Source organism: Achromobacter sp. SIMBA_011 (assembly GCF_046535435.1).
Lineage (GTDB): Bacteria > Pseudomonadota > Gammaproteobacteria > Burkholderiales > Burkholderiaceae_B > Achromobacter > Achromobacter dolens.
In genome coordinates this window covers 280,237-304,869 of the sequence record NZ_JAWRWN010000006.1, presented here as the reverse complement: position 1 = coordinate 304,869, position 24,633 = coordinate 280,237, and the positions used below count along the sequence as shown (strand labels likewise).

Sequence of the window (24,633 nt, the reverse complement as noted above, 5' to 3'; positions counted from 1 at the left end):
CGATGGAACAACTTGAACAGATTCCCATTGGCCAGCAAGCCAATGACGGCACGGGTGACCCGCTGCGCAACGGCATGGCCAAGGTCAACGCCAACTTCACCAAGGTGCAGACGGGCGTCGACGCGGTGGAGTTGACCGCGGCGAACGCGGAGCAGACTGCCACCGAGGCCAAGACCACGGCCGCCGCCGCGATCCCCGCGACCCAGAAGGGCATGGCCGGGGGCGTCGCACCACTGGATGCCACCGGCAAGGTGCCGGCGGTGCACCTGCCGGAACTGGCCGATTACATCCCGGTGGAAGAAAAGGGCGCCGCTGGAGGCGTGGCGCCGCTCGATGCGCAGGGCAAGGTGCCGGCCGCCAACCTGCCGGCGGCGCAGGACTCCATCCCGTTGACGGAAAAAGGGACTGCGGGTGGAGTGGCGACGCTCGATGCTGCGGGCCAGGTCCCCGTGGGGCAGTTGGGCGGCGCGGTGAAGGCCACAGAGAAGGGCAGCGCGAGTGGTGTTGCGACGCTGGACTCTGGCGGCAAGGTGCCGACCGCACAGCTGCCGCCCATTCCGACTGGACCGCCCGTGGCTTCCATCGCCTGGTGGCCGTTGCGCTCGTCGATTCCGTCCGGTCAGATACCGGCCGATGGGCAGACCGTCAGCCGGGCCACGTTCCCCGACCTGGCGGCCATGGTGACAGGCGGCAAGGTGCCCGTGGTGTCCGAGGCGGATTGGCTGGCGGATCCGCTCAAGCGCGGCGCCTATACGGTTGGCGACGGATCCACCACTATTCGCGTTCCCGACTTCAACGGTCAATCTTCCGGCGCTTTCGGGGCGCTGTTCCTACGCGGCGACGGCGTCAAGGCGGGCGCGGTCGGAGTGGTGCAGGCCGACCAGCTTGGCCCGATGCAATACTCGGTCGCGCAGGGGTACGCTTCGGCCACCAACCTTCTGGTCAATGGAACGGGGTCGCCGGTCATGCCGTCCGGGTCTTCGGCTATCGGTGCCATTTCCGGGGTGGCGCAGGCTGGAGACGGCAACCGCTGGATACGGAATACCGGCACTGAAACCCGACCGGTGAACGTGGCCGGGGTTTGGATCATCCACGCTTTCGGTGCCGTCACGAATCCCGGCGCGGCCGACGCCGCGCAGCTGGCGAGCGACTATGCGACGCTTAATGCTGCGTTTCAGACCTTGCGCGGCCAGGTCTTTGGTGTGGGGCAGTCGCTACAAAACGTGCTGGCAAATCGCACTGCGGGTGTGGTTTACACGAACTCCACCGGGCGGCCCCTCGTCGTATATGTCGAAGGTGATACCAACTCAAGCGCAGGCGGGAATATCGGCATTCAGATAGGCGGCATTTACGTTACCCGGGCGCTTTTTGGGGTTAACGGAATTCGACTATCAGCAAATGCTGTCATTCCCCCTGGCGCATCTTATCAGGTGGTGGTTTCGGCTATCACGTTTACGGCTTGGCAGGAGTATCGGTAAATGAAGACGTTTAAAGACACCGAGACTGGCAAGTTCTATCAGTTCGAAGATGAGGTCGTGGCGGACAATTCGGCCGGCTACTACGTGTTTCGCTCGCCGCTTGGATTGATGGACGTGCCACCTACGCTGGTGCCCGCCTCGTTGGACGACATGCCCGCGCCACGTCCTGTGGATCCCGGGCCAGTGTCGCGCTACCAGGGCCGCGAGGCAATGCGCCTCACGCCATATCCGAAGGAAGGGCGGCCGGACTGGACGCTGTTCGACGCCTTCGAGGAATTGCTGAACGATCCGGCCACGCCAGCCTATTACCGCCGCGCCTGGGACGAGTTGCAGGCGTTCGAATGGGGCAGCGCCATGCTGCACGCGGCGGCCGACGTGCTGGGGCTGACGCTGGCCCAGCGCCTTGACCTGTTCGCCCTGGCCGGCACTTTGAAGGCATAGGGGGCGGCATGCGGATCTATGCTGATGTGCAAAAGCTGGAGGTCGGCGACCTGGTCGAACTCTACGAGCTGGACGCCACGCCGATCGGCGGGACGCTTCAGCGCTTCCATGGTTACACGCAGGTCGGCCCTATCTGGTGGCAGGGCAACCAATACGACCCGTGGGCGATCACAGCGGAAGGCTTCGAGCAGGTGGGGGACGGCCAGCAGCCCACGCCCACGCTGTCGGTCGGAAACATCGGCGCGGACGCCGAGGGCAAGCCGATTGCGGGCGTGATTTCCTCGTTGTGTATCGCGCTGGATGACCTGGTGGGTGCCTGGGTGCGGGTGCGGCGCACGCTGGGCAGCTATCTTGACGCCCAGAATTTTCCGGAAGGCAACCCAACCGCGAACCCGGCCGAAGAACTACCGACCGAGGTCTGGATCGTGCAGCAGAAGACGGCCGAAACCGCCGAGGTGGTGGAATTCCAGTTGTCGAGCGCGCTGGACTTCGACGGCCAACAACTGCCCAGCCGACCGATCATCGCCGGCGTGTGCGGCTGGCTGCGCAAGGGCGGCTACCGCGGCCCGTACTGCGGCTACACCGGCAGCCGCATGTTCGATTTGGCCGGCAACCCGGTCACGGACCCGGCGCGCGATCGCTGCTCGGGCCTTATGTCGGACTGCAAGAAGCGATTCGGTGAATACGAGGTCATCAACTTCGGCGGGTTCCCCTCGGCCGACCTCATCAGGGGATAGACATGCGCAAGAAGACGATGGAGGCCATCCGCGCCCACGCGGTGGCCGAGTACCCGCGCGAGTGTTGCGGGCTGGTCGTGATGGCGACGCGCCGTGAGGTGTATGTGCCGTGCCGGAATACGGCGGCCAGCGCCGACCATTTCGTGCTGGCCGCCGACGACTACGCCGCGGCCGAAGACTCGGGGCGGATCGTGGCAATCGTGCATTCGCATCCCGACGAGACACCGACGCCCAGCGAGGCCGACCGCGTGGCCTGCGAGACTACGGGCCTGCCCTGGTTCATCGTGGCCGTGGCCAAGGACGACGACGGCGCCGTGGTGGCGAGCGAGGTCCGGGGCTTTACCCCGGTGGGCTTCCAGGCCCCATTGCTGGGCCGTCAATTCGCGCATGGGGTGCTGGACTGCTACAGCCTGGTGCGGGATTGGTACAAGCGCGAGCGCGGTATCGAGCTGCTGGACTTCCAGCGCGATGACGGTTGGTGGGAGCCAGGCCGCAAAGGCGACCTGTACATGGACCACTACGCCGAGGCGGGATTCCGGCCGCTGCAGGCCGGCGAGGAGATGGCGCCAGGCGACGTGATCCTGATGCAGATCCGATCCAACCGCGCCAACCACGCCGGCGTGTTCCTGGGCGCCGAAGGGCTTAAAGAGGCGCCGGGTCTGTTCTCGGTTCCGGACGCGATGCTGCACCACCTGTACGGAAGGCAGTCGGAGCGGGTGGTGTATGGCGGTTACTGGCGCGAGGCAACGCGCCTGGTGCTGCGTTATCAAGGGTGAAGCATGAACGAAACACTACGCACCGTGCGGCTGTATGGGCGCCTTGGCACGAAATTCGGCCGGGTGCATCGGCTGGCAGTCAACAGCACCGCAGAGGCCGTCCGCGCGCTCTGCGTGCTGTTGCCTGGCCTTGAGGCTGAGATGGCGTCCAGCGCTGGCCAGGGCATGGCCTACGCCTGCTTTGTCGGAAAGCGGAACCTGAGCGAGGACCAACTTTTGCACCCGGTTGGTGATGCCGATATCCGCATCGCGCCAATGCCTGCCGGTGGCAAACGCGGCGGGCTGTTTCAGACCGTGTTGGGCGCTGCTCTTATCGTCGCGGCGGTCTATTTCGCGCCCGCAATGGGCTTTGCAGCGCTGGGTTCGCAAGGCGCAATCGCGGCTCCGATGATGCTCTCCATGGGTGTTTCCCTGGCTCTCGGTGGTGTGGTGCAGATGCTCTCGCCCCAACAGCGAGCCCTAAGTGCCGCAGATCGGCCCGAAAACGGCGCTTCCTACAACTTCAATGGGCCGGTCAACACGTCAGCCCAGGGCAACCCTGTACCGGTGTTGTACGGGCACATGATTATCGGCAGCGCGACGATCTCGGCCGGAATATTCTCTGAGGATCAGGCATGAAAATGAGGCAACGCAGAAAGGCACCTTCGGGTGCCTTTTTTTATGGGCGTCGTTGGGGTGAAGTCGCGCCTGTCGTCGGCCATAAGGGCGGCAAGGGCGGCGGAGGTGGCCGAGGCCCCAGCGAGGCCCCGGATAGCCTGCATAGCATCGCCTATGCCCGCGTCATCGATTTGTTGAGCGAAGGCGAGATCTACGGCCCTGTGCATGGCCTTGGTGGAGCGCTGCGCGACGTATACCTGAATGGCACGCCCGTTGCGAACGCCGACGGCTCGCTGAACTTTTCCAACGTGTCGATCGACTTCCGGACTGGCACGCAATGGCAAGACCCGTTGCCTGGATTCCCGGCGTCCGAGAACACCATTGGCGTCAACACCGAACTGAAGGCCACGCAGCCCTGGGTCCGCTTGTTCACCAATCGCCAGTTGTCCGCGGTGCGGGTTACCCTGGCCGTGGAAGGCCTGAGCAAGGTAGACGCGTCGAGTAACGGGATCAATGGCTATCGGGTCGAGTACGCTATCGATGTGAGCCGGGACGGCGGCGCCTACCAGCAGGTGCTGGCCAGCGCCTTCGACGGCAAGACCACGCAGCGCTACGCGCGGTCGCATCGTGTTGATCTGCCGGCCGGTGCGCAACAGGGGTGGAGCGTTCGCGTTCGGCGCCTGACTGCCAACGCGAACAGCAACACGATCGCGGATCGCACCATCGTCGACGCCGTAACCGAGGTGATCGACGCCAAGCTGCGCTATCCCATGTCCGCCGTCGTCGGTATCAAGATTGACGCGGCGCAGTTCCAGAGCGTGCCCACGCGGGCCTACGATCTGAAGGGCCGCATTATCCGGGTGCCGAGCAACTACGACCCGGAGACGCGCGCCTATATCGGAACCTGGGATGGCACGTTCAAGACGGCGTGGACCGATAACCCGGCCTGGGTGTTCTTCGACCTGGTGGGCAATGACCGCTACGGCCTGGGCGAGCGGGTTCCGGCCGGCTGGCTGGACAAGTGGGGCCTGTACCAGATCGGCCGGTATTGCGATGAACTGGTGGACGATGGCTTCGGCGGAAAGGAGCCGCGATTCACCTGCAATGTCTACTTGCAGACGACGGCCGATGCGTACCGCGTTGTCCAGGATCTGGCATCCGTGTTTCGCGGCATGGCGTACTGGGCGAATTCTTCGGTGATCGCCGTGGCCGACATGCCGAGTGATCCGGTCTATACGTACTCGTCAGCCAACGTCATTGATGGCCGGTTCTCCTACACCGGGTCGGCGTTGAACACGCGCTACACGGTCGCGCTGGTGTCCTGGACCGACTTGACGGACATGGGACGCCAGAAGGTCGAGTATGTCGAGAACCGAGAGGGCATTGCCCGCTACGGCATCAAGCAGCTGGAGGTGACGGCTTTCGGATGCACGTCGCGGGGCCAGGCGAACCGTGTCGGAAAGTGGCTTTTGCTGACCTCCAATCTGGAGACCCGCGGCGTCACCTTCAGCGTCGGCTTGGAGCATTGCCAGATCCGACCCGGCAGCATCATCCGCATTGCCGATCAGCATTTGGCCGGGCGGCGTATCGGCGGACGCATCCGGGAAGCGACGGCCAGCCGAATCGTGGTCGACGCCGAACTGGGTATCCGGCCGGGTGACCGCCTGACCGTGAACCTGCCCAGCGGCAAGTCCGAGACACGGATCGTGTCTTCGGCGATGGGCGAGCCGTTGACGCTGGACAGCGGGGTTTACTGCTACGACTCAACCGCGCTGACGTGGGACTTGATCGGCCTGCCCGGCACTGCCATGCATATCGATGTCAGCACGCCGTTTTCTGAGGTTCCGGAGCCGGACTGCGTATGGACGCTGGAATCTGAGGCGCTGTCGGCGCAGACGTTCCGCGTCCTGAGCATCAAGCGCAAGGATGGTGTGCTGGCCGATATCTCGGCTATCCAGCACGAGCCGGGCAAGTTCAACAACGTCGACTTCGGTACGCGCCTGGACCGCCCGCCGATTTCAGTGGTGCCGCCGGGTGTGCAGTCGCCGCCCACGGAACCGAAGATCAGCGCCTATTACATCGTCAGCCAGGGCATTGCGAATCACACCGCCGTCTTCGAATGGAAGGCGGCCGATAGCGCGGTGGCCTATGAGGTGCAGTGGCGCCGCGATAACTCCGACTGGATCAACCTGCCGGGCACGGGCTACACGCGGGTGGAGGTGCCGAACATTTACGCCGGCGGCTACACGTTCCGCGTGCGGGCGCTGAACTCGCTGGGCGTGGCGTCGATCTGGACCACGTCCACGCTGACCCAGCTGGACGGCATTGTCGGGCCGCCGCCGGTGGTGACGAGCCTGATTGCCAAAGGCCTGTTGTTCGCCATCCAGCTGGACTGGGGCCTACCGCCTGGACCGTCGATCATCGAGCGCACCGAGGTCTACTACTCGCAGAATTCCAGCTTTGAATCGGCCATCCCGTTGGGCGTCTTCGCCTACCCGCAGAACACGCACACATTGCTGGGCCTGCGTGCTGGCCAGGAATTGTGGTTCTGGGCTCGGCTGGTCGACAAGAACGGGGTAGCGGGGGAGTGGTATCCCGCGGCTTCCGGCATCGGTGTACGCGGACAAGCGAGTTCGGACGCCGGGCCGATTCTGGACCAGATCGGGGGCAAGATCGAGAAATCGATGCTCGGCCAGGATCTGATCACTGAAATTGAATCGGGCGGCGGTGCAGCGACCGAGATCAAGGAAGTGAAAGACGGCCTCAATGCGATGGTGAGCATCAAGGCCGGCGTAACCGTGGACGGCAAGTATTACAGCGCCGGCATGGGCGTAGGCGTCGAAAACACGCCCGAGGGCATGCAGACGCAGGTTCTTTTCTTGGCCGACCGTCTGGCGCTCATCAACCTTGCCAACGGGGCGGTTTCCACGCCCTTCGCTATCCAGAACGGGCAGACCTTCATAAGCCAGGCTTTCATCCAGGACGGCACGATCACCAGCGCCAAGATAGGCGAGTACATCCAGTCCAACAACTTCGTTGCTGGTCAACAGGGATGGCGCTGGAGTAAGAGCGGTGCCTTTGAGAACAATGGCGTTGGGGGCGGGGGGCGGCGTGCGGAGAACAACACGCAGAGTCTCTGGTACGACGCTAACGGAACGCTTCGTATAAGGATCCAAGTCTGATGCCGGTATTTCAGTTGTTTAACGCCGACGGCAGCCTGCAATTTGATCTGTCGGCCCGGATTCCCAAGTACTTGGGCGAGGAGGCCATCGGTGCGGCTGCTGGTTCTGTCGTGGTGGGAGGGCCGGCGTATTCCGACGTTTGGTTTTACGTTGTTCCAAAGTCGGTGACGCCGCTGTTTCAGGGCGTCCTGCCGACGATTAGCCGCCAGGGTCGAACGATCTCGTGGGGGGCAAGAAGCGCCAGCAGCGCCATCGAGGCAACCCTTATCTACGGAATCTATTGAATGGCTCTGATCGAAGTTCTAGGCGACAGCGGGTCGGTGCTCATTGATGATGAGTATTCCAACCTGGTGCTTGCAACCAAGGGGACGGCTTCCTTTTCCGGGAACGTGGCGACCATTGATTACAGCAGCGCAGATGGGGCAATGCCTCTTCTGGCCATCCGGTCGTCGTTCTACGTGGCGCTTGTCTCGATATCCAGGCCCTCGTCCTCAATCTACCGCTTCACCTTGTACAAGGCTACGGACGAGCCGAGTACGAGTTTCGACTATTTTCTGTTTCATCTGCCGCACGCCGTGCAATCGGCCGGCGGCATTGTCCAGCTTTTCAATGCGCGGGGAAGGTTGGTTTTTGATAGCAACCTGAAGTACTTCAGGTTGGCGATGATGGGCCAAATAACGGATATGTCTGGGCGCTCCTGGATCTTGCCATCGGGCCGATCCTACGCCGTTTGTGCGCCTTGCCCCGTGTATTCCAGCGTGAACGCGCCTGTGGGGCCTCAACCACCGCCTAACGTGCCTTTCCTCGCCCTGGCTACGGCCTACGGGTATAGAACCTCGGGCAACGTTATCCAGGCGGGGCAGGTGACAGTGTCAGCGTCGTATTCGGTGTGTCCGAATGGCCAGTGTGGATGGCAGTACTTCAACTTGAATGCATCCATGATGGTTGTGGACGTGACTGGCTTTTAGCAGCGAGCAATCTCAATCCCCCGCTTCGGCGGGCTTTTTTTCGTCCACACAACGGGAGGCAGCAATGCAGACCGGCAATAGGAGCAACACGATGCACGAAGACCAGGCAGCGATGGTCAAGATGGGGATTGGCGCAGGAGGGGCGGTGTTCTATGGCCTGACGCTCAACGAATGGGTGGCGATGGCCACGTTGGTGTATCTCGCCATGCAGATCGGGCTGCTAGTGCCTAAGTACTGGCGCCTGGTGCGCGATTGGTGGCTGGGCAAGGGGGCGTGATGAAACTCGGAACCAAGATCACGGGCGGCGCTGCCGCCCTTGTCGCTTCTGGCTACCTGGCGCTGCTCTCGCCTACGCTTCAATCTTTCCTCGGCAAATGGGAAGGCGAGGGGAAAAACGTCGTCTATGCCGACAAGCTGGCCGGCGGCCTGCCCACGGTGTGCAAGGGGATCACCAAGCACACCAGCCCGGAGCCGCTGGTGGTGGGCGATTACTGGGCGCCGGAGCGCTGCGAGCAGATCGAGCGCTTGGTGGTCAGCAAGGGGCAGCTCCGGCTGGCCGATTGCATCGACGTGGTGGTCAGCCAGCCGATCTTCGACGCCCTGAGCAGCCATGCGCACAACTTCGGCACGCCCAGTACCTGTGCGAGCCGCGCCGTGGGCCTGATCAACGCCGGCCGGCTGCGCGAAGGTTGCAACGCCCTGGCGCACGCGCCAAACGGTTCCCCGGTCTGGTCGTATGTCACGGACGCCAAAGGCGCCAAGGTCTTTGTGCCGGGCCTGTACAACCGGCGCCTGGATGAGGAACGGCTATGTCTTTCGGGTCTGCGCTGATCGGGTGGCGGGGGTACGCTGCCGCGGCGCTGGCCGGCGGGCTTGCGTTTGGGGCAGCTGCATGGACGGCGCAGGGCTGGCGCTATGGCGAGCAGTTGGCGGTCCAGCGCGCGGCCCGAGCAGAGGAAGTGGCTGACGGCCAGCGGCAGGCCCGCGAGATCCTGGCACAGCGGCATGCTGCCGTCGCCGATATCAACGAACGGAATGCGCGTGCCGAGTGGGCCGCCTATGGAGGGTTGCGCAATGCGCAGATACAAGACGAGGGTTTGCGGGCTGATGTTGATGCTGGGCGCCAGCGGCTGCACGTCCGTGCCGCCTGCCCCGCTGCCGGCGGTGGAGTGTCCAAAACCGGCACCGTCGCCGGCGTGGATCATGGAGCCCGCGCCGAACTTGATCCCGCTGCTCGATCGGATTATTTCGCCCTCAGGGCTGGGATCCAAAAACTGATCGCACAGCTGGGGGCGTGCCAAGCACGGCTACGCTAACACCTTAGGCCCTATTCGCTCGCCAGATTGCTGCGTCGCTGCAAATGATGGCGGCGATGCAGGCTTCGCTGGACGTTGCTATCGCGCGGCTGGCCGAGTACGAGAAGGCCCAGCGCCGGACGGGGTGACGTCCAGAAATTGGACGTCACTGCCAGCCCCTCTTCGGAGGGGTTTTTCGATTGAGACGACCATAAGATGTCGTAGCCCGCTATGTCGAGGCGGCCTGCCTGTCCTTCATGCGGGACCAACTCAACGACATTTCCAGTCCGACGGCCGAAACCAAAAATATCACGCCTGGCCAAGCCAATCCTGAACTGCGGTCAAATATTAGGCCGATGACCAGCGCAATAGAGGCTGCGTTCTGAACGCTAGATACTACTTCGTCCAAGAGTCTTCGAAAGCCGCTGACCAAGAAGCTCCGAATTTTTAAAAATGCGACGTAGCGCTCTAGCCACAAGGCCAGTAGGGCAATAAGCACGACGCCAGCGGCGGAAATTGCGGCAGTGGTGGCCAGGACGGGCACAGATATTGTGCTCGTCAACATTGAGGAAAGCGGGCCGTAATGCAACTGAAATGCCCCAAGGATTAAGAACCAGAGGACGATATTTGCAACGTACATCTTCGCCCTGGTTTTGCATCCAGGACTGAACTGGGCGAATTCTGCATTCCATTCGATACGCATGTTCAAGCCTCTTTTCTGGGTTTCGGTTCTGAACGGATTCTAGTGGGTATTGGAAATTGATTTTTCTTCTGTGAGTTCGTTGCCCCGCCACAGAATGGCTCATCCCCACAGGAGCCATTCATGGACCTCAAGATGATCACCGAAACAGCGATCATCCGGCGCTCGCGCTGCTGCCGGCGCGCATGGACACGCCGGCGGCGCGCGTCATGCTGTTGGCGATTGGCCTGCAGGAAAGTCGATTCACGCACCGCCAGCAGATCGGTGGACCGGCCCGGGGCCTATTCCAATTTGAGAAGGGCACGCGAGCGAGCCGCGGCGGCGTGTGGGGCGTATATCTGCACCCGGCTAGCAAGGACCACGTGGCGACATTGTGCAAGGCGCGCAGCGTGGTGTGCGATCCGGATGCGATCTATGCGGCGCTGGAGTACGACGACGTGCTGGCCGCTGGCGTGGCGCGGCTGCTGCTGTGGACCGATCCCAAAGCGCTGCCGGCTATTGGCGACGCTGACGCGGGATGGTCGCTGTATCTGCGCACCTGGCGGCCCGGAAAGCCGCATTCGGAAACCTGGCCGGACCTCTACCGCCAAGCCATCGCGCAGGTACGGCCATGAACCCCTTCCTGCGCATGGCGCTGCCCTGGATCGGTGGCGCTGCGGTGGTGATGGTGCTTGGCGCCGGCGTCGTGCTGTACGGATCCAGCCGATTCAACGCCGGCACGGCCAAGGCCAACGCCGACCACGCTCTGGCCGAGCTGAACGAGTTCAAGGCCCAGACCGGCCGCCTGGCCGGCATCGCCACCACCTTCGAGACGAGCGTGGCCGAGCTGCGCGCCGCCGAGCCCAAAATCATCGAGAGGTACACCCGTGTCGAAGTCCAAAGCCCTTTGCCTGCTGGCTGTCGTATTGACGCTGGCCGGCTGCAGCACATCAACGAAGCCGGCCGCCTGGCCAATACTGCCGGCCAACCTCGCGCAGCCGTGCCCGCCGGTGCCCGAGGTGACCAGCGATAGCTGGGACGACTTCGCGCGCAGCTACATGGCGCTGGCGATGCAGTACGGGCAGTGTGCGGCGCGTCATCGGGCTACGATTGAGGCGTGGCCGAGATGAAAAAGCCACCCGGAGGTGGCTTTGGAGTAACGGAAGATTAGCCGATCGCCTCTCTAACAATGTCGGCAACTCGTACCAAATCATCCTGTGGGGCCGACTTGGCGGCCCATACCGCACACATAGCCGTCCAAAGTGCACTACCACCGCACACCAGAGCGTCGGCTGCGGAGGGTGTCCATTCGTGATGATCATCAAAGGTCATGGCGCGTTCACACGCATCTACGACGTCTGAGTGCCGCCGCCCAAGACGCGCCGCCAGACCCTCCCATCCTATTTCGCTCAAAGCTTCAAAAATAACGCGTTCTGGGGCGTCGCCACCCGGCAGAAGATGGCAGCCCTGAGATTCTGGTTGATCACCGTCGAGAAAGACAACCGTCGGGCGGGGGAACCCTTTATCTGCAGACATCTGGCCTAATGCCTTACCGACAGTGGCCCCGCCGTACGGAGAGATCAGGCAACGGCGCACCAAGCTGGGGTCTTGGGATATGAGAATCTCCTGAACTAGAGTTGCAGCGTCCCGATCTTCAACATAGATATCGCACTCCGGATGGCTTTCTAGGTCCATCTGCGTCATCGCGAAGCTGGGACTCACTCCTTTCATAACTTCCTTTCCAGAGGATCCTTCCCATATGTATAGGCGAGCCTCTTCGGGCAGTTCATCCAGAATGTAAGGCGAGTGCGTCGACAATACAATTTGGAGCTCTTTTAACCTCGCCAACTCGGCCAAGTGCCGCATAAGTCGTCGCTGCGCTCGCGGGTGAAGAGAGCTCTCGATCTCATCGATGATGACCAGCCCATAGTCTGGTATTTCGTTCCTGAGCAGTTCTACGATCGTTGTTTCGCCTGCGCCACTATGGAACCCCGAATATCTGGCTCCGGCCTGGGCTATCACTGGCACGTATCTCGTCTTGTCCAGACTTGTGCTGGACATGGCGGCGATTTCATATTTCTTCCCCAGAATGGACGTCAGGTTTTCGAGCTTGTCTTTGTCGAATGGTTGCGACACCCCTTCTTTGAGGGTGGGCTTGGCTAACCGCATGAAGCCAACACGAGCAGAAAAAGGCTGGATCCGACTTAGATCAATGTTCAGCACAGGTCTCTCGCGGCGGTCAGGGTTTCCACGCCAGCGCCCGGGGAACTTACGAATACTCCCTTCGCGGTGCATCTTCCCTTCTTTTACCCACCAGCGAATAGAGGCCTTTTCAATGCGTTCCCATGGCGTGTCGGGGAAATAGGTCGATGCGAACTTCTGCTTACCCGAGCTCACTCCTGGAGCCTTATAGACGGACGCGGCTGCTTGCAGAATTGTGCTTTTCCCTGCGCCGTTCTCGCCGACTAGCGCCACGATAGGAAATTGGAAGTCGATCTTTTGACCCTTCCAGCCGCGTAGTCCGTCCACCTCTAAAGCTTCAAGGTGCTTTGGCCAATGTGTCCCAGCACCCCATTTCTTCAGCAGTAACCGCATTTCTTTGCTCAGCGACACGTCAAACCCTCCGTTGGTTCAAATTGGCGGCAGCCCATCTGCTAGCCTGCCGCGCTGTTAAGCCTCGCACTCACTCATGCATACCATCCCGTGCGCCGCCGCCCCGGCCAGGCTGGCTCGGCATGGCTCACGTCAAACGCGCCCTTCGTAGGGAACCGAAAACAAAATAAATTTGGTTACAATTCCCCGAGCGCGACCATATAGCTGGCCATAGGTTGGGCGTCAAAGTCGCCGGCGAGGCGGTGCATGGTCAGCGGCCTTGTGCCTGCCGGGATGTTGTAGAGCGGGCCGGCCCGGTCATCGAAGACCCGGCGAGGGTTGGGAAAGATGCGCTCGACGTAATCGAGCGGCCCGGACTTCTGGACGATGCGCCGCACATGATGCGCTCCTGATCGGGGGGCTGCATAGGTTCAGCCGCCAGCGACGGGCAGCACGCTCTGGCGGCGCGACTTTTACTCGTAGTCCGCATTCATGCGGACATAGAATGAATCCACTCCGGACACACCTTCCGTATCGAGGCTTAACAGGTGGTGGAATCCAGGATCGCCCCGCTTGACAACAAATGCGTCATTTCCATCCCCTACAAGGAATTTCACATCCCCGTTACTGTCATCATCGGGCTCGGCACAGACTGGTTTAAATCCGAGGTAGACCACGGGCCCGATCACGTCCCCCCCGACAAGCCTGCCCTTGATTTCCATTTCTACTGCCCTGGCACTCTGCCCGGCCACTCGCCAGGTGTATGGACCGCAGCCTCGGTGGATAGTGACGTCGAACGTCCTTGTCTTTTTGGGTGGAGATATTTTTGTCATGGTTTCTATATCAAAATTGGGAGTTTTTCTGGACGGTATCAAAAAGTATCACAAATGGCGTATTGGATGTTCACCGACACGGCTGGCATCGCTAAAACCTATGCTACGCAAGCCGATGGCAACCATGCCGAACGAATCGGCGGCGCGGCGTGGGCGGGGGGGGGGGGTGACGGGGCGGGCAGTGCGGCGCCCGATCGCCAGTCGGCTCGAAGCTGGTGCTAGCTATGATGGTGCAGTGCTGCCAGACGTTCCCGCAGGTAGTGGACTTGGTCGTTTTGAACCGAAGGCCTAGTTATCAACAGGTCGCCGTGATCTTGTTCTTTCAGACTCACAAACCAACGCCAACAATGAAAATGCAATCCACATCGTCGCCAGCGTTATCTCGATTGACCGTGCTGCTGCAACCGCACAGGAGTGGCATGTGGCCTGGGTGTTCTTAAGACATTCTTCTGAAGGAGCAGCTTGTAATAGTCCAATCCATTCTGCAGGTGCGCCAAAGCTGACCGTTGCTGCTAGTCCGATCACCATTGAGAAGCCGATTTGCTGCATGCAATTCCTGACGGAGCTTGCATCGTAGGCGTATATGAGTACCCCGATGGTTGCCCCCAAAATGGTTGAAAGCATGGAGAACGAACCAGATCCGAGCATAGTCGTGCCTAGCAGCACCACGGCGGCGACTATTAAGGCCGCTGGATCGATTCCGCCGGCGTGTGGTGGCTGATGTGTTTTCGTCATTTGCTATGGAGTGAAGGGAACTCCATATGATGAACGGATCAGAGGCGGAAAACTTTAGCTCACCGCCTTACTCGCCGCGCCTATACGGGCGCTTGATATCCTTAAAAAGCTGTCGCTTTGGCAAGAGGGAGGTGAAGTGCAAAAGATCATTCGTCGCGCGGACCTGTACAGGCAGGTTTGGAAAACGCCACTGACGAAGCTGTGTCAAGAGTACGGTTTGTCCGACAATGGCCTTAGAAAGATCTGCAGATCCCTATCTGTTCCAACGCCTCCTGCGGGATACTGGGTGAAGCTTGAGGCGGGGAAGCCAGTGACCATGCCGCCACTTCCGCCAGCGGGAGCGCAGGAGACGTATGTGTTGGAGGCTCGCGAGAGCACCTCCCTATCGGAAGGCATGCGCAGTGCGATTGCTGCGGATCTGGTCGATCGTATAGCTGCTGAATCGGACAATGCTTCGCGCATAGTGATACCTCCCGCCGGTCGTTGGCATAGCGCTCTGATTCCGTTTCGTGATCGCGTACTGGAGAGGGTCAAAAAATGGCGACAAGAAGAAAAGATCTACGAAGCGAGCCGAGCAAAAAAAGCAAGCCGATCACGGCAAGAACCTTCGCTTGATGGCTACGTATGGAAGATGTTCGTCGAAGAGGGGGGCTTTATTTTTCCCAAGCATAAGTCGATTGCCGCTAGAGTTACGCTCAACACATACGAACGAGGTCTGGCTCTCCTAAATGCACTTTGCTTCGCGGCGGAGGCCCGGGGCTTCGTCGTCGAACCGACAACAGAGAGCTCCGACAGCATCCGATTGGAGCTCAGTGACGTTCGAGTTTGGCTGCGCGTGGTGGAGCGCACCGGCATTGAAGTGCTTCACGAAGACGGAACTCCCTCTGAAAACGGAATGGGCACGCGGCGTTGGACGAAGCCTACTGGCATGCTGCGCTTCTACTGTTTGGTTCTGTACTCGAACAACAAGGTGCTTGACGAATCTGAGGCGAGTCCTTGGGAAAACCGCCTGAATGAGGTATTTCTTTACATCTATCGTGCAGTCGCACGGGCAAAAGAGAAAATCCTTAGCAAGCAACTCGCCGAGGCTGAGCGGAGGATCGCAATTGCTAGGCGGGATGAAGAACGCCGTCAGGAAGAGATGTACAGGCAGCACCTGTCCTTGACTAGAGCAGACCAAATGCGGGCAGAGCAAGAGCGGCTTGCGCGTGAACGCGCTTTGCTCGATGAGGCCGACAGATGGAGGCAGGCTCGAATGCTAGAGGACTACATCGGACACATTGAGCGGGAGACTCGCGCGGAAGTGGGGGCGGTCGAATGGGTTTCCTGGGCTCGAGAGGTTCTGAGGCGATTGGACCCCACAGCAGGCAGGATCAAGTCGTTCCAGGAGGGCGACGGCAAGTGATCTGCGGGGCAGTCTAACCTTGACGTAATCTTGACGTAATCCAATCGAATCTCTGGTGAAAAGGTACTAGATCACGATCAAATTGAGGGATGGCTATCTCTGCAAGTCATTGATTTTTAAGTGATCTCTATTTATGCCTTTTTCTAAAACGCCTGACTCATAATCCGTTGGTGCCGAGTTCGACTCTCGGGGGGCCTACCAAAGAAACATGCGGGTCTTGGAGCAATCCAAGACCCGTTGTCTTTTCCGCAATCCCGGGCCTTTTCCGCAAATCGACGCAAGGTCATGTCGGTTCCGTGAAAGCGGTTGACGGTCGGGTTGGCGCTTCCTGCGTTGACCGCACCCACGCGGCACAACCTGCCGGCGAGGCCGTGCCGCTGACGAAGAGCGCGCCGGAACGGTACAGCGCGAGGCCCTGGCGCATTGAAAGGCCCTTCATCACCCATACGCCGCCGGCCGTGTCAGCCCAGAGAATACGGGCCTGCGTACCGTTCAGGGCCAGCAATAGTCTGGCGGCTGACGCGTTCGGCATCAGTGCCACGACAGTTGTGTCGTTATCGCCACGTGGCGGAAACAGGTTCGCCGCCGCAGCCCCGACCAGTGCAACAAGCAGCAATCGTATCGACGCATGTTGTCCGCGTTGCGGCGGGCTTCCCCCCGCAGAACGGCTGCGCCAGCCCAGGATAAACGGTATCAATCCGAACACCGCCAGCCAGGTCAGGTCCCAGAACAGGGGCATATCCGAATCCATCCGAATTCGGTGAATGCCGGTGATCCAATGCGAGAACAGCGCGTCGACAATATGCCAGCCTCCGAAGCCCATCCAGAACGTCGGCCAGAGCGGCCGCATCGACGCCACTGGTGTGTGGGCGCGCGCATGATAGAGCGTCCACAAGCCGGCCGCGGCAATGACGTACATCAGAGCATGAAAGAACCCGTCGGCCGCAACCTGAACCCGTAGGTCCCCGAAGACTCCGGTACGGACAGCCGACAAAAGGTGGTGCCATTGCAATATCTGATGCAGCAGGATGCCGTCGAAGAAGCCGCCCATTGCAAAGCCGAGGAGGCCGCCCGCACGTCGCATTCGGCGGTCGGAAGTTGACAAAGTAGTGGCGGGAATAGGCATGTCCTACTCCGGGTTCTTTGGCCCTTGGCGTGTGGGCATCACGGCGGGCGTGTCATCGGCGGGTTTGAATACCCGGGCGCCCTCATCTGCGCGCGGGTTCGGCGATCCATCGAACTCGGTAGCCTTATGGCCATCGGGAGGGGGTTGCCGATCGCTTTCGGATTTGTTATTCGCTTTCTCCAATCCTCGTTGTACATCGGATGCAATATCGACTTGGTCTTCGTCGCTGGGTTCGGGGGCGGGTTGAACCGGCTTGCGCGGGTCGCGGTTGGGTGATTGGTCCATGGCTGTCTCCGTTGATAGCTCGTGGCATCATCGGCAAGCGGCATGCCCATCCGAATTCTGCCGGCGGCCATATGGCTTCTCCAGGAGTGACAGTCCAGGGACCAGGGTGGGTTTGCACGTCCGGCTCTGTGGCCGCTGGACGGTTCCAATAATTAACACGTTCGCAATCCTGGCCCAATCGGCCGACTGATGTAGTGCGGTAGCCGTCAGCGGAAGGGGCTCGGCAGGAACGGAACTTGCTCCACAGGTGGTCCCAATGGACGTCACCCCCGGGAGGGCAATATGGCGAAGAAAGCTGGCAACCTCGAGCAAATCCACGACCTTCTGTACCAAGCGCTTGAAACTGAACTGGGCGGAGAGCTTGTTTACAAGGCGGCGCTCGAATGTGCGGTCAACGACGACCTGCGCGAGGAGTGGCAGGGGTATTTAGACGAAACGAAGACGCACCAGCGCGTGTTGCTGACCGTATTCGAGGAGCTCAACCTTGACCCGAACGCGGCGGTGCCCAGCCGCGCTGTGGTCAAGCACCATGGCGAGAGCCTTGTTGTTGCGATCGAATTGGCGAAGTCGCAGGGAAATCCTGAGGCGGCTCAACTGGTGGCGGCGGAGTGCGTCGTGCTCGCCGAGACCAAGGACCACCAAAACTGGGAGCTGATTGGCCTGGTGGCGGAAAAGCTGTCCGGGCCGCAGGCGAAAGTGCTGCAGCGCGCCTATGACGCGGTGGAAAAAGATGAAGACCACCATCTCTATCACACGAAGGGGTGGGCCCGTGAGCTCTGGATTCAATCGCTCGGGTTCCCGGCGGTGCTGCCTCCTCCAGAGGAGGCCAGGAACGTGGAGACGGCGATAGGTGCGTCGAGGGCAGAGCAGGCGCGAGACAAGATGCTTTGACGTCCCGGGTGGCGCGTCCCGCGTCAGCGTGCTCGCAGGCGTGCGGGCGCCGCCGCGGGAAATCTCACGGCTCCGTAGTGTATCGTCGGTTTTCAGGCGGTTGCGCCGAATCGTTCGTTCCGTTTCAAACGACATCCATGACCGCTAGCTCGTTCATCAAGCCCGGCAATCGTCTGACGATCCTCCTCGTTACGATTTTTGCCGCGGTGGCCCTCCTGCTGACGCGGGTTGACTGGCTGACGCTGGGGTTGGGACGGTATTGCATCTTCTGAACCGGGTTTCCGTTCCTGTCGGATGACCTGATCCGGCGCGTCCAGCGCGCCCGCCTGGTGCCGAAGGCTCGTGGCGCCCCTTTCCCTTTCCCGATTTCGCCTGCCCGACGGCTGGCGGGCGTTCTTGCGGCCGTCAGCGTCTGTCGGCCGATATTGGCGCGCGAGGCGAGCGTACTGTTGAAGCGGGGCTGGCGGTACAGCAGGATTGATTTATTTTGTTACATAAAAAGCAAAAATATTCACAATGGTTAAAAGTTCTCTCCAACTCTTGCCATACCTCGCGCCTATATTCCTGACTCGTAGCTAAATTTCACAAAAATGGCGTTTCAGTCGGTTTCAGCGATGCGATAGCCAGGCCCGCCAAGCATTAGAACCCATCTAGCCCAGTTCGCCGACAGATGTTTCCGCGCTCACGTCCATTGCCCTGCCGCTACGGCATTCGCCTTCGCGAAACGCTCGCTAACAACGCGCCGCTTGCCCGCAAGCATCCTCTCGCTAGCGCCCCCTCGGGCGCCCCGTCTAGTGAGCCCAATACGCACCGTTCGTGTTTTCCGCAGTTCTAGATTTTCATGCAAATCTTGCACACTCTCTCCAGCCCGAACCTGGGTGGACTGGAATTCCGTGTCCTGGATCAGGTGCGCTGGCTTCGCGAGCAAGGTCACGCCGTGGCGATTGCCGCCCCGCCTCAAAGCGAGACCTTAAAGCTTGCACGTAGTTGGGGCTTGGCGGCCATTGGCATGGATTTCACCTCACCGTATTCCTGGTCAGGCATGTTCAGGCTGCGGCAGATCGTGAAGGATCTGCGCATCCAGGTAATCGATGCGCATGGTACGTCCGACGCCAAGGCCAGCGCGCTGTGCCGCGATCTGTGTTCGCTGGTGCGGACCCGGCATTTCTCGCGGCCGCTGCGCACGTCCTGGCGACGCCGGCTGGAATGGCGCCTGGGTTGCCATCGCGTCATCACGACAAGCGAGGGAGGGGCGCGAGACATCGTCAAGGCGGGCTTTGCCGAACGGGATCGCATCAGCGTCGTTGGCGAGTGGGCCGACCAGGGTTTTTTCGTGACGGCAGACAAACTGGCGTTGCGCCATACTGTGCGCCAGGAGCTGGCTATCGATCCCGCCGCGTTCGTAGTGGCGACCATCGGCATGCTGCGGCCTGACAAGCGGCAGGAAGACTTGCTGCGCGTGGTGCATCTGCTGCGCCAGCGTGGTCTGCCTGCGCGCGCATTGGTGGTGGGCGCGCCGACCCGCGCCACGGCGGCGTATGGCCGTCAACTGCTCGACCTAGCCACGGAACTGGGTATCGGCGATCATGTGACGTTCGCAGGGCATCGTGAAGATATTCGCAACGTCATCCATGCAGCCGACGCGTTGCTGGTTCCATCGATCAACGAGGCCTGGTCGCGCGTGGTGCCGGAAGCCTATGCCTCCCGCTGCCCCGTGGTGGCGAGCGCGGTCGGCGGGTTGCCCGAGATCGTGCACCCCGGCAGCACCGGCTGGTTGGCGCCCGCGGGAGACGTTGCGGGTTTTGCGGATCACCTGGCGTGGATCTGGTCGCATCCCGGCGAAGCAGCCCGGATCGCCGAACAGGCGCGGACCTTTGCCGACCGGCACCTGATGCTGTCACAGAAAATGGCGGAGACCCTGAGCGCCTACGAGGCCGCGATGGCGCACGCCGGCGTGGTCAGGAGCATGAAGGCGACCGCCTAAGCGAGATATTCCAGCGGTGGCATATCACCGGTATTTGCCGCTCAGGGAAGGTAGCTGCAGCCTTGAGGGCCTGACGGATGATGCTGCATGCCCTGGCAGGGCGCCTGCGCGATCTGTGCCGATGAATCTGCCTGACTCGTGGACCTCGGCGGCGACGCCTTCGATCAGGTCGTTTGTAGCCTATGCGGGTGAGGTCGTCGAACGGGCTGTCCGGATCCATCTGCACGACGAGGTCGTAGCCCGTCAGACCGGTGAGGTCCGCTGGCAAGGGCCGGATGTCGCAATCGGGAAACCATTCATGTAGGCGTAGCCGTGCACACCGCAGATGGTGACGCCGCGGCCGGCCTTGGGCAGGTTGTGGGCGAGCGTCATTTGGTACAGCGAGTCGCCATGCAGTTCGCGGCCATGAACAGCGTCACCCTCAAGGGCCTGAACGCACGCGACGCGGGCAGTGGCAATAGTCTGTTCTCGATGGTGCAGATGCTGGCCATCGGCTTGGGGGTGACCATTGGCGGGGGGCTGGTCGGCGTGTTCTCGGGCGCGGATGATGCCATGCTGGCCCGCGCGTTCACGCTGGCGTTCCTGTGTGTCGGCGCCATCACGCTATTGTCGGCTCTGGTGTTCCGGCGCCTGGACGCCGAGAGCCTGAATGGCTCGGGCCGGCGCGCGGCGGGCTAGCGCGTCGTTCCGCTCATGGCGTTCTGGCTCCCGCGATCCAACGGCGCAGAGGCGTCGAGTAATAGCGCGCCACCAGCCCACCCAGCATCGCCGAGAGCAGGATCGCCAGCACGCTGGCGGCGGTCAGCGCGCCGGCGCGCCACCAGGTCGACACGACGCCCCCCGAGTTGCGGCAGGACGCCGCCGCCAGCAGCAGGACCGGGAACATGTGCGTCAGATAGATCTCGTAGCTGTTCTGGCCGGCCCATCGCAATGCGGCGAGAAGCGGGTTGGGACGCGTCGGGCGAGGGTTGCGGGTCCAGCCGATCAGCAGGCAGGCCACGCCGATTTCCAACGCGGTCACATTCAGGCCCAGCGCGGTGAGCCCCAGCATGCCGGTGGCCTTGCGCAGGAAGAAAACCAGCACGAACAGCGTGGCGCCGACCAGTAACAGCTTGCGGGCTGGTCGGCCGCGGGCGGCGGGCCGCGCGGCATACAGTGCGGCCAGGCAACCGATGGCAATGCCGTCCATGCCGGCCAGGTAGGCGTGGTCGGCCCAGATCGCGTTGCTGGTGAAGGCGACGCGGGCGAACGGCCCGAGCGCGACGAACAGCAGTAAGACCATGACCAGCGCGCGCTGGCCCGCCGCCAGCGACAGCAGGCAGATCGCGGGAAAGGCCAGGTAGAAGACTTCCTCGATGGACAGCGACCACAGCACGGTCCAGGCCGCCGGCAGGTAGCCTACCTGCGCCTCCAGCCAATTCAGGTGCAACGTCAGCGCGCTGATGATGGCGCGCGCCAGGCTGGTGTTCTCGATGACGAATCCCGGCATCTCGATCGCATGCAGTATGGCCAGCAATGCCAGCAGCAACAGCAGGCAGGGATAGATGCGGGCGAAACGGCGGCGCAGGAACTCGCCCCAGCGGACGGCTTCGAGGCAGCCCCAGCGCTCGATGGCCGCGCCGGTGATGAGATAGCCCGAGATCACGAAGAAGATGATGACGCCGTAATAGCCGCTGCGATAGACGATATTGAAGAGGGCGGCGGGTAGCACCTTGCCCAGCAGGCTTTGTTCCTGCGGGATGTGGATCTGCACGTGCAGCAGCACGACGCTCAGGATCGAGATGCCCCGCAGGGCATCGATGGCGGGATTGCGGGAGGCGCCCCGCACGGGGCGCTCGGCCCTGGGCGGCGGGGCGAAAGCAGGCATCGATCAGTCTGGATACGGAAAGACGCCATGCTAGCCAGCGCACTGTGAGGGGATTGGGCGACTGTGTATAGATTTTGTAATGGCGGGGAAGCAATCTCCGCGATGCGCCGCAGCCCGCCAATGGAAGAGCGCCCCAGCTCGAGATGAGTCTGGGGCGCTCCTGCCCGGCTTCGCACGCGATGGGTGTCAGACAGCCCGGCAAGTCCAATCTACTGCCGCTCCAGAGGGGCGGCAATAGGGAAAACCCGATATAAATTAGAGGGTTACAACATTTTCTCCGCGCCATTCGCGAGAGAGACACGGCAATGACCGTTGCCTGGCGGATCGTCAAGGACTTGGGACGAATTCATCCAGCTCGGCATCCGCGAATTGTTGCGCATTCCCCATCCACCGACACTGGATCCCTCAATTCATCGCGAGCGGAGATCGACAGTGTGGGGATACCTGAAGCGGCAAGCCGGACAAGGCATGACGGAGTACATCGTGGTCGTGGCCCTGGTGGCGGTTGCGGCGATCGCCGTCTACCAGTCGCTTGGCCAGGTGGTGCGGTCGCAGACGGCGGCCATGGCGCGGGAGCTGGCGGGCGAGGACGGCAGCGCGCAGTCGAACGCCGCGAGACTGGCGGTGCAAAAGGCGGCGGGCCAGACCAAGGCGCGTTCGCTCAAGTCCTTCACGGGCAATGCGGCGGCGGATCAATGACGGGCCTGGCGACGCGCGCGGCGCCGCGCACCGTTCAACGAGGCCAGGCGTTGATGCTGGGCGTGATGCTCGCGGCCACGGTCTCGGCGGCGCTGGTCATGCTGTATACGCTGGGGCGCACCGTCGAGGCGCGGGCGCACTTGATCCACGCCGCGGATGCTGCGGCCTACAGCGGCGCGCTGGAGCAGGCCCGTCAGCTGAATTTCCTGGCTTATGCGAATCGCACGCAGATCGCCCATCAGATCGCGATGGCGCATCTGGTCACGCTGGGGGCGTCGCTGTCGTTCGCGCATACGCTTGCCGACCAACGCGGGCGTAACAATCCGCCCGCGCGCCTGCTGTCCACGCTGTTCGGTCGTGATATCGGACTGGCTTATGGCGCGGCACGCGCCGCACCCGGCGCGCAGGCGGCGTTGATGCGCGCCTATGCCGAGCATGACCGTGTCGTGCATCAGGTGCTCGAGGCGGGGGCCGCTTCGGCGGTGGCGGAGTTGCCTGCTGCGCGCGATCGCCTCATGCGGGCTGTGCTGCGCGAAAACTATTCGGCGGCAGGCGCGGCGCCGCGGACAGGATCGGCGCGGGCCGCGGCCGACATGCCGACGATCCGCCTGTTGAGCGATGGCTGGCCGCAATTTCTCCAGCGTCGCGCGGCGTTGCCCGGTAGCGCCCTGCGTTCGGCCGTCGAGCATGCCGTTGGGCGTTACGGCTTTCTCGCGGGCCGTGATGCGACGCGCGTCAGTTCCGCGACCGTGAATGCGCAGTGTCCGCTGGCGCGGCATCAACTGCGTCGCCGTGGCGCCACCTGGCTCGGTGCAGACGGGCGCTGGGGCGCGGTGGATACGCAGTCGTTCCATTCCCAGCGCTTCAACCGTTGGGCGGGGTGTTACTACCGCGAATATGCGATGGGCTGGGGCGTGGTGTCGGCGCCCGGATCCACGGGCCCGGATGGGCTGGAGTATGTCGAGAATCCGCCTGACAATTTCACATCCCAGGACTTCTGGCACTGGGTGAGGCGGTCCACCACCTGGGACGTCCGTGGCGGCACAGGTAATCCTCTGGCCAATTCCCGTGCCATCGCGCAACTGCGGCCTTGGCCCGGATCGGGTTTGCCTGGTTATTACGAGGTGGCGAGCGCGCGAGGCGCTGAGCCCCTGCGATTTGCCGTGGCGGTCAGCGCGGCGCGCGGTGGGCTCGGGCATGTGGACTTCGCAGCGCCTGTGCGCACGCCTCGCGGCGCGAGCGCCGGTCCGGGTGCGTGGTTGAGGGTCACCAGTGCTGCCGAGACCTACTTCGCGCGACCCGAGCCGCATCCCGGCGATCCCGAGGAACCGCCGACGCTGTTTCTCCCGTATTGGCAGGCCCGGCTGGCTTCGGTGACGGCTGAAGAGGCCCTGCGGGCCCGGGAGGCGCCATGAAAACTCTTCCAGTATGGCAAAGCGGCCAGGCGCTGGTCGAGGCGTTGGTTTTGCTGCCCGTGTTGATCCTTTCCTTCATGGCGGTGGCGTGGCTGGGGCAGTTGCTGTTCACCGCGCAACAGGTTGGCGTTGCAAGTCGCTCGACCGCGATGGTCGCCGCCGCGGGCGGGATTGTTCCCGCGCAATCTGGATCGTTCGTTCTGGCCGGGCCGTCGGTCGATGCAGGGGATCCGCGATTGGCGCCTTTGCTGGCTGAGTGGCTGGGTGCCGAGGCCCGCTCGGTGTCGGTTACAGCACACGCCGACGTGGCGGGCGTGGGACCTTGGCGCGCGCTGCGTATCGAGCGGCGCATCCGTGTCGCAGCAGGCGCCGGCAACGCGGACGGCGACGACGATTTGCGTCGCCGTATCGGCGCGGCGGCGATTTCCTGGGCGCAGGCTGCGGAGCGCTCCCGGTCGCTGGCCCACGAGATCAGCGATCAGTTGATGATTGCGGATGGCCCCTGGCAGCGGCCGGCGCTTTCCCTGGATTGGCTGTCTTCCTGGGTCGACGTGGTGCCTGCGGAAGGATTGGCAAGAAGCGCGAGGGCGCCCCGATGAGTGCGCGGCCATTCCCCGGCGGGCATTGGCATGGCCCTTCAGGCCGCGG

Annotated in this window: 27 protein-coding genes and 2 pseudogenes; 21 read left to right on the top strand and 8 right to left on the bottom strand. The window is 62.2% G+C overall.

The features are described 5' to 3' along the window. Positions 1-2: 2 nt before the first annotated feature. The 11 genes from SB816_RS21450 (at position 3) to SB816_RS21400 (ending at position 9,495) form a co-directional block, all read left to right on the top strand. Positions 3-1,478 carry a phage tail protein gene (locus SB816_RS21450; RefSeq protein WP_410547510.1) on the top strand — a complete coding sequence of 492 codons (1,476 nt, stop codon included), beginning with the start codon at positions 3-5 and terminating at the stop codon, positions 1,476-1,478. Then, positions 1,479-1,919 (top strand): hypothetical protein, encoded by a 441-nt coding sequence (locus SB816_RS21445; RefSeq protein WP_269875657.1) that lies wholly within the window; start codon positions 1,479-1,481, stop codon positions 1,917-1,919. A gap of 8 nt (positions 1,920-1,927) precedes the next feature. After that, entirely contained in the window at positions 1,928-2,656 is a 729-nt protein-coding gene (locus tag SB816_RS21440; protein ID WP_064525704.1) for a phage minor tail protein L, read from the top strand. Between the two features lie 2 nt (positions 2,657-2,658). Next, the gene (locus SB816_RS21435) at positions 2,659-3,432 is read left to right on the top strand and encodes a C40 family peptidase (protein ID WP_410547509.1); all 774 of its coding nucleotides are present in this window, start codon (positions 2,659-2,661) and stop codon (positions 3,430-3,432) included. A 3-nt stretch (positions 3,433-3,435) separates the two neighbouring features. Beyond that, positions 3,436-4,050, top strand: coding sequence for a tail assembly protein (locus SB816_RS21430; protein WP_410547508.1), 615 nt, complete (start codon positions 3,436-3,438; stop codon positions 4,048-4,050). Beyond that, positions 4,047-7,211, top strand: a complete 3,165-nt coding sequence (locus tag SB816_RS21425) for a host specificity protein J (protein WP_410547507.1) — start codon at positions 4,047-4,049, stop codon at positions 7,209-7,211. The genes SB816_RS21430 and SB816_RS21425 overlap by 4 nt, the downstream gene beginning before the upstream one ends. Continuing rightward, positions 7,211-7,495 carry a hypothetical protein gene (locus tag SB816_RS21420; RefSeq protein ID WP_269875647.1) on the top strand — a complete coding sequence of 95 codons (285 nt, stop codon included), beginning with the start codon at positions 7,211-7,213 and terminating at the stop codon, positions 7,493-7,495. The genes SB816_RS21425 and SB816_RS21420 overlap by 1 nt, the downstream gene beginning before the upstream one ends. Continuing rightward, positions 7,496-8,179: a hypothetical protein gene (locus SB816_RS21415; protein ID WP_410547506.1), complete on the top strand. Its 684-nt coding sequence runs from the start codon at positions 7,496-7,498 to the stop codon at positions 8,177-8,179. A gap of 91 nt (positions 8,180-8,270) precedes the next feature. Beyond that, positions 8,271-8,456 carry a hypothetical protein gene (locus tag SB816_RS21410; protein ID WP_026384312.1) on the top strand — a complete coding sequence of 62 codons (186 nt, stop codon included), beginning with the start codon at positions 8,271-8,273 and terminating at the stop codon, positions 8,454-8,456. Beyond that, the gene (locus SB816_RS21405; RefSeq protein WP_410547505.1) at positions 8,456-9,010 is read left to right on the top strand and encodes a lysozyme; all 555 of its coding nucleotides are present in this window, start codon (positions 8,456-8,458) and stop codon (positions 9,008-9,010) included. The genes SB816_RS21410 and SB816_RS21405 overlap by 1 nt, the downstream gene beginning before the upstream one ends. After that, complete coding sequence (locus SB816_RS21400; protein ID WP_410547504.1) at positions 8,989-9,495, top strand: lysis system i-spanin subunit Rz; 507 nt, start codon at positions 8,989-8,991, stop codon at positions 9,493-9,495. The genes SB816_RS21405 and SB816_RS21400 overlap by 22 nt, the downstream gene beginning before the upstream one ends. A 208-nt stretch (positions 9,496-9,703) precedes the next feature. Here SB816_RS21400 and SB816_RS21395 read toward each other — a convergent pair whose 3' ends face one another. Next, positions 9,704-10,177: a hypothetical protein gene (locus SB816_RS21395; RefSeq protein ID WP_410547503.1), complete on the bottom strand. Its 474-nt coding sequence runs from the start codon at positions 10,175-10,177 to the stop codon at positions 9,704-9,706. Positions 10,178-10,297: 120 nt separating this feature from the next. On the opposite strand from SB816_RS21395, the pseudogene SB816_RS21390 reads away from it, so the two are divergent. Then, positions 10,298-10,788, top strand: a pseudogene (locus SB816_RS21390) (hypothetical protein). After that, on the top strand, positions 10,785-11,186 hold the full coding sequence (locus SB816_RS21385) for a hypothetical protein (RefSeq protein WP_410547502.1): 402 nt from the start codon (positions 10,785-10,787) through the stop codon (positions 11,184-11,186). Before SB816_RS21390 ends, SB816_RS21385 begins: the two are co-directional and overlap by 4 nt. 134 nt (positions 11,187-11,320) lie before the next feature. Here SB816_RS21385 and SB816_RS21380 read toward each other — a convergent pair whose 3' ends face one another. The 4 genes from SB816_RS21380 to SB816_RS21365 form a co-directional block, all read right to left on the bottom strand. Continuing rightward, positions 11,321-12,766, bottom strand: coding sequence for an ATP-dependent nuclease (locus tag SB816_RS21380; RefSeq protein ID WP_156525731.1), 1,446 nt, complete (start codon positions 12,764-12,766; stop codon positions 11,321-11,323). 176 nt (positions 12,767-12,942) lie between these two features. Beyond that, entirely contained in the window at positions 12,943-13,143 is a 201-nt protein-coding gene (locus SB816_RS21375; RefSeq protein ID WP_410547501.1) for a hypothetical protein, read from the bottom strand. 75 nt (positions 13,144-13,218) lie between these two features. Further along, a complete protein-coding gene (locus tag SB816_RS21370) occupies positions 13,219-13,467 on the bottom strand; it encodes a hypothetical protein (RefSeq protein ID WP_410547500.1) in 249 nt (82 codons plus the stop codon). 399 nt (positions 13,468-13,866) lie between these two features. Continuing rightward, positions 13,867-14,313, bottom strand: a complete 447-nt coding sequence (locus SB816_RS21365) for a hypothetical protein (RefSeq protein ID WP_156525730.1) — start codon at positions 14,311-14,313, stop codon at positions 13,867-13,869. A 136-nt stretch (positions 14,314-14,449) separates the two neighbouring features. Between SB816_RS21365 and SB816_RS21360 the strand changes: the two genes are divergently transcribed. Further along, positions 14,450-15,718 carry a hypothetical protein gene (locus tag SB816_RS21360; RefSeq protein WP_410547499.1) on the top strand — a complete coding sequence of 423 codons (1,269 nt, stop codon included), beginning with the start codon at positions 14,450-14,452 and terminating at the stop codon, positions 15,716-15,718. 283 nt (positions 15,719-16,001) lie between these two features. On the opposite strand, the gene SB816_RS21355 is transcribed toward SB816_RS21360, so the two are convergent. After that, positions 16,002-16,844 carry a DUF2243 domain-containing protein gene (locus tag SB816_RS21355; RefSeq protein WP_410547498.1) on the bottom strand — a complete coding sequence of 281 codons (843 nt, stop codon included), beginning with the start codon at positions 16,842-16,844 and terminating at the stop codon, positions 16,002-16,004. A 3-nt stretch (positions 16,845-16,847) separates the two neighbouring features. Continuing rightward, on the bottom strand, positions 16,848-17,129 hold the full coding sequence (locus SB816_RS21350; RefSeq protein WP_410547497.1) for a hypothetical protein: 282 nt from the start codon (positions 17,127-17,129) through the stop codon (positions 16,848-16,850). A gap of 282 nt (positions 17,130-17,411) precedes the next feature. Between SB816_RS21350 and SB816_RS21345 the strand changes: the two genes are divergently transcribed. From SB816_RS21345 to SB816_RS21330, 4 genes and pseudogenes are all read left to right on the top strand, one after another. Beyond that, entirely contained in the window at positions 17,412-18,020 is a 609-nt protein-coding gene (locus SB816_RS21345) for a hypothetical protein (RefSeq protein WP_054503909.1), read from the top strand. 137 nt (positions 18,021-18,157) lie between these two features. Further along, positions 18,158-18,292, top strand: a complete 135-nt coding sequence (locus SB816_RS21340; protein ID WP_269201485.1) for a hypothetical protein — start codon at positions 18,158-18,160, stop codon at positions 18,290-18,292. 569 nt (positions 18,293-18,861) lie between these two features. Continuing rightward, positions 18,862-20,004: a glycosyltransferase family 4 protein gene (locus SB816_RS21335; RefSeq protein WP_144655236.1), complete on the top strand. Its 1,143-nt coding sequence runs from the start codon at positions 18,862-18,864 to the stop codon at positions 20,002-20,004. Between the two features lie 387 nt (positions 20,005-20,391). Next, positions 20,392-20,682: pseudogene (locus SB816_RS21330) on the top strand (MFS transporter); the annotation flags it as partial. Positions 20,683-20,695: 13 nt separating this feature from the next. On the opposite strand, the gene SB816_RS21325 reads toward SB816_RS21330, so the two are convergent. Beyond that, a complete protein-coding gene (locus SB816_RS21325; RefSeq protein ID WP_240806417.1) occupies positions 20,696-21,832 on the bottom strand; it encodes an acyltransferase family protein in 1,137 nt (378 codons plus the stop codon). A gap of 507 nt (positions 21,833-22,339) precedes the next feature. On the opposite strand from SB816_RS21325, the gene SB816_RS21320 reads away from it, so the two are divergent. Genes SB816_RS21320 through SB816_RS21310 form a run of 3 tightly spaced genes read left to right on the top strand, consistent with a single transcriptional unit; the run spans position 22,340 to position 24,584 of the window. Beyond that, on the top strand, positions 22,340-22,570 hold the full coding sequence (locus SB816_RS21320) for a hypothetical protein (RefSeq protein WP_006393994.1): 231 nt from the start codon (positions 22,340-22,342) through the stop codon (positions 22,568-22,570). Then, the gene (locus tag SB816_RS21315; RefSeq protein ID WP_410547496.1) at positions 22,567-23,985 is read left to right on the top strand and encodes a hypothetical protein; all 1,419 of its coding nucleotides are present in this window, start codon (positions 22,567-22,569) and stop codon (positions 23,983-23,985) included. Before SB816_RS21320 ends, SB816_RS21315 begins: the two co-directional genes overlap by 4 nt. Then, positions 23,982-24,584, top strand: a complete 603-nt coding sequence (locus SB816_RS21310) for a TadE family protein (protein WP_175142924.1) — start codon at positions 23,982-23,984, stop codon at positions 24,582-24,584. The genes SB816_RS21315 and SB816_RS21310 overlap by 4 nt, the downstream gene beginning before the upstream one ends. Positions 24,585-24,633: the final 49 nt, after the last annotated feature.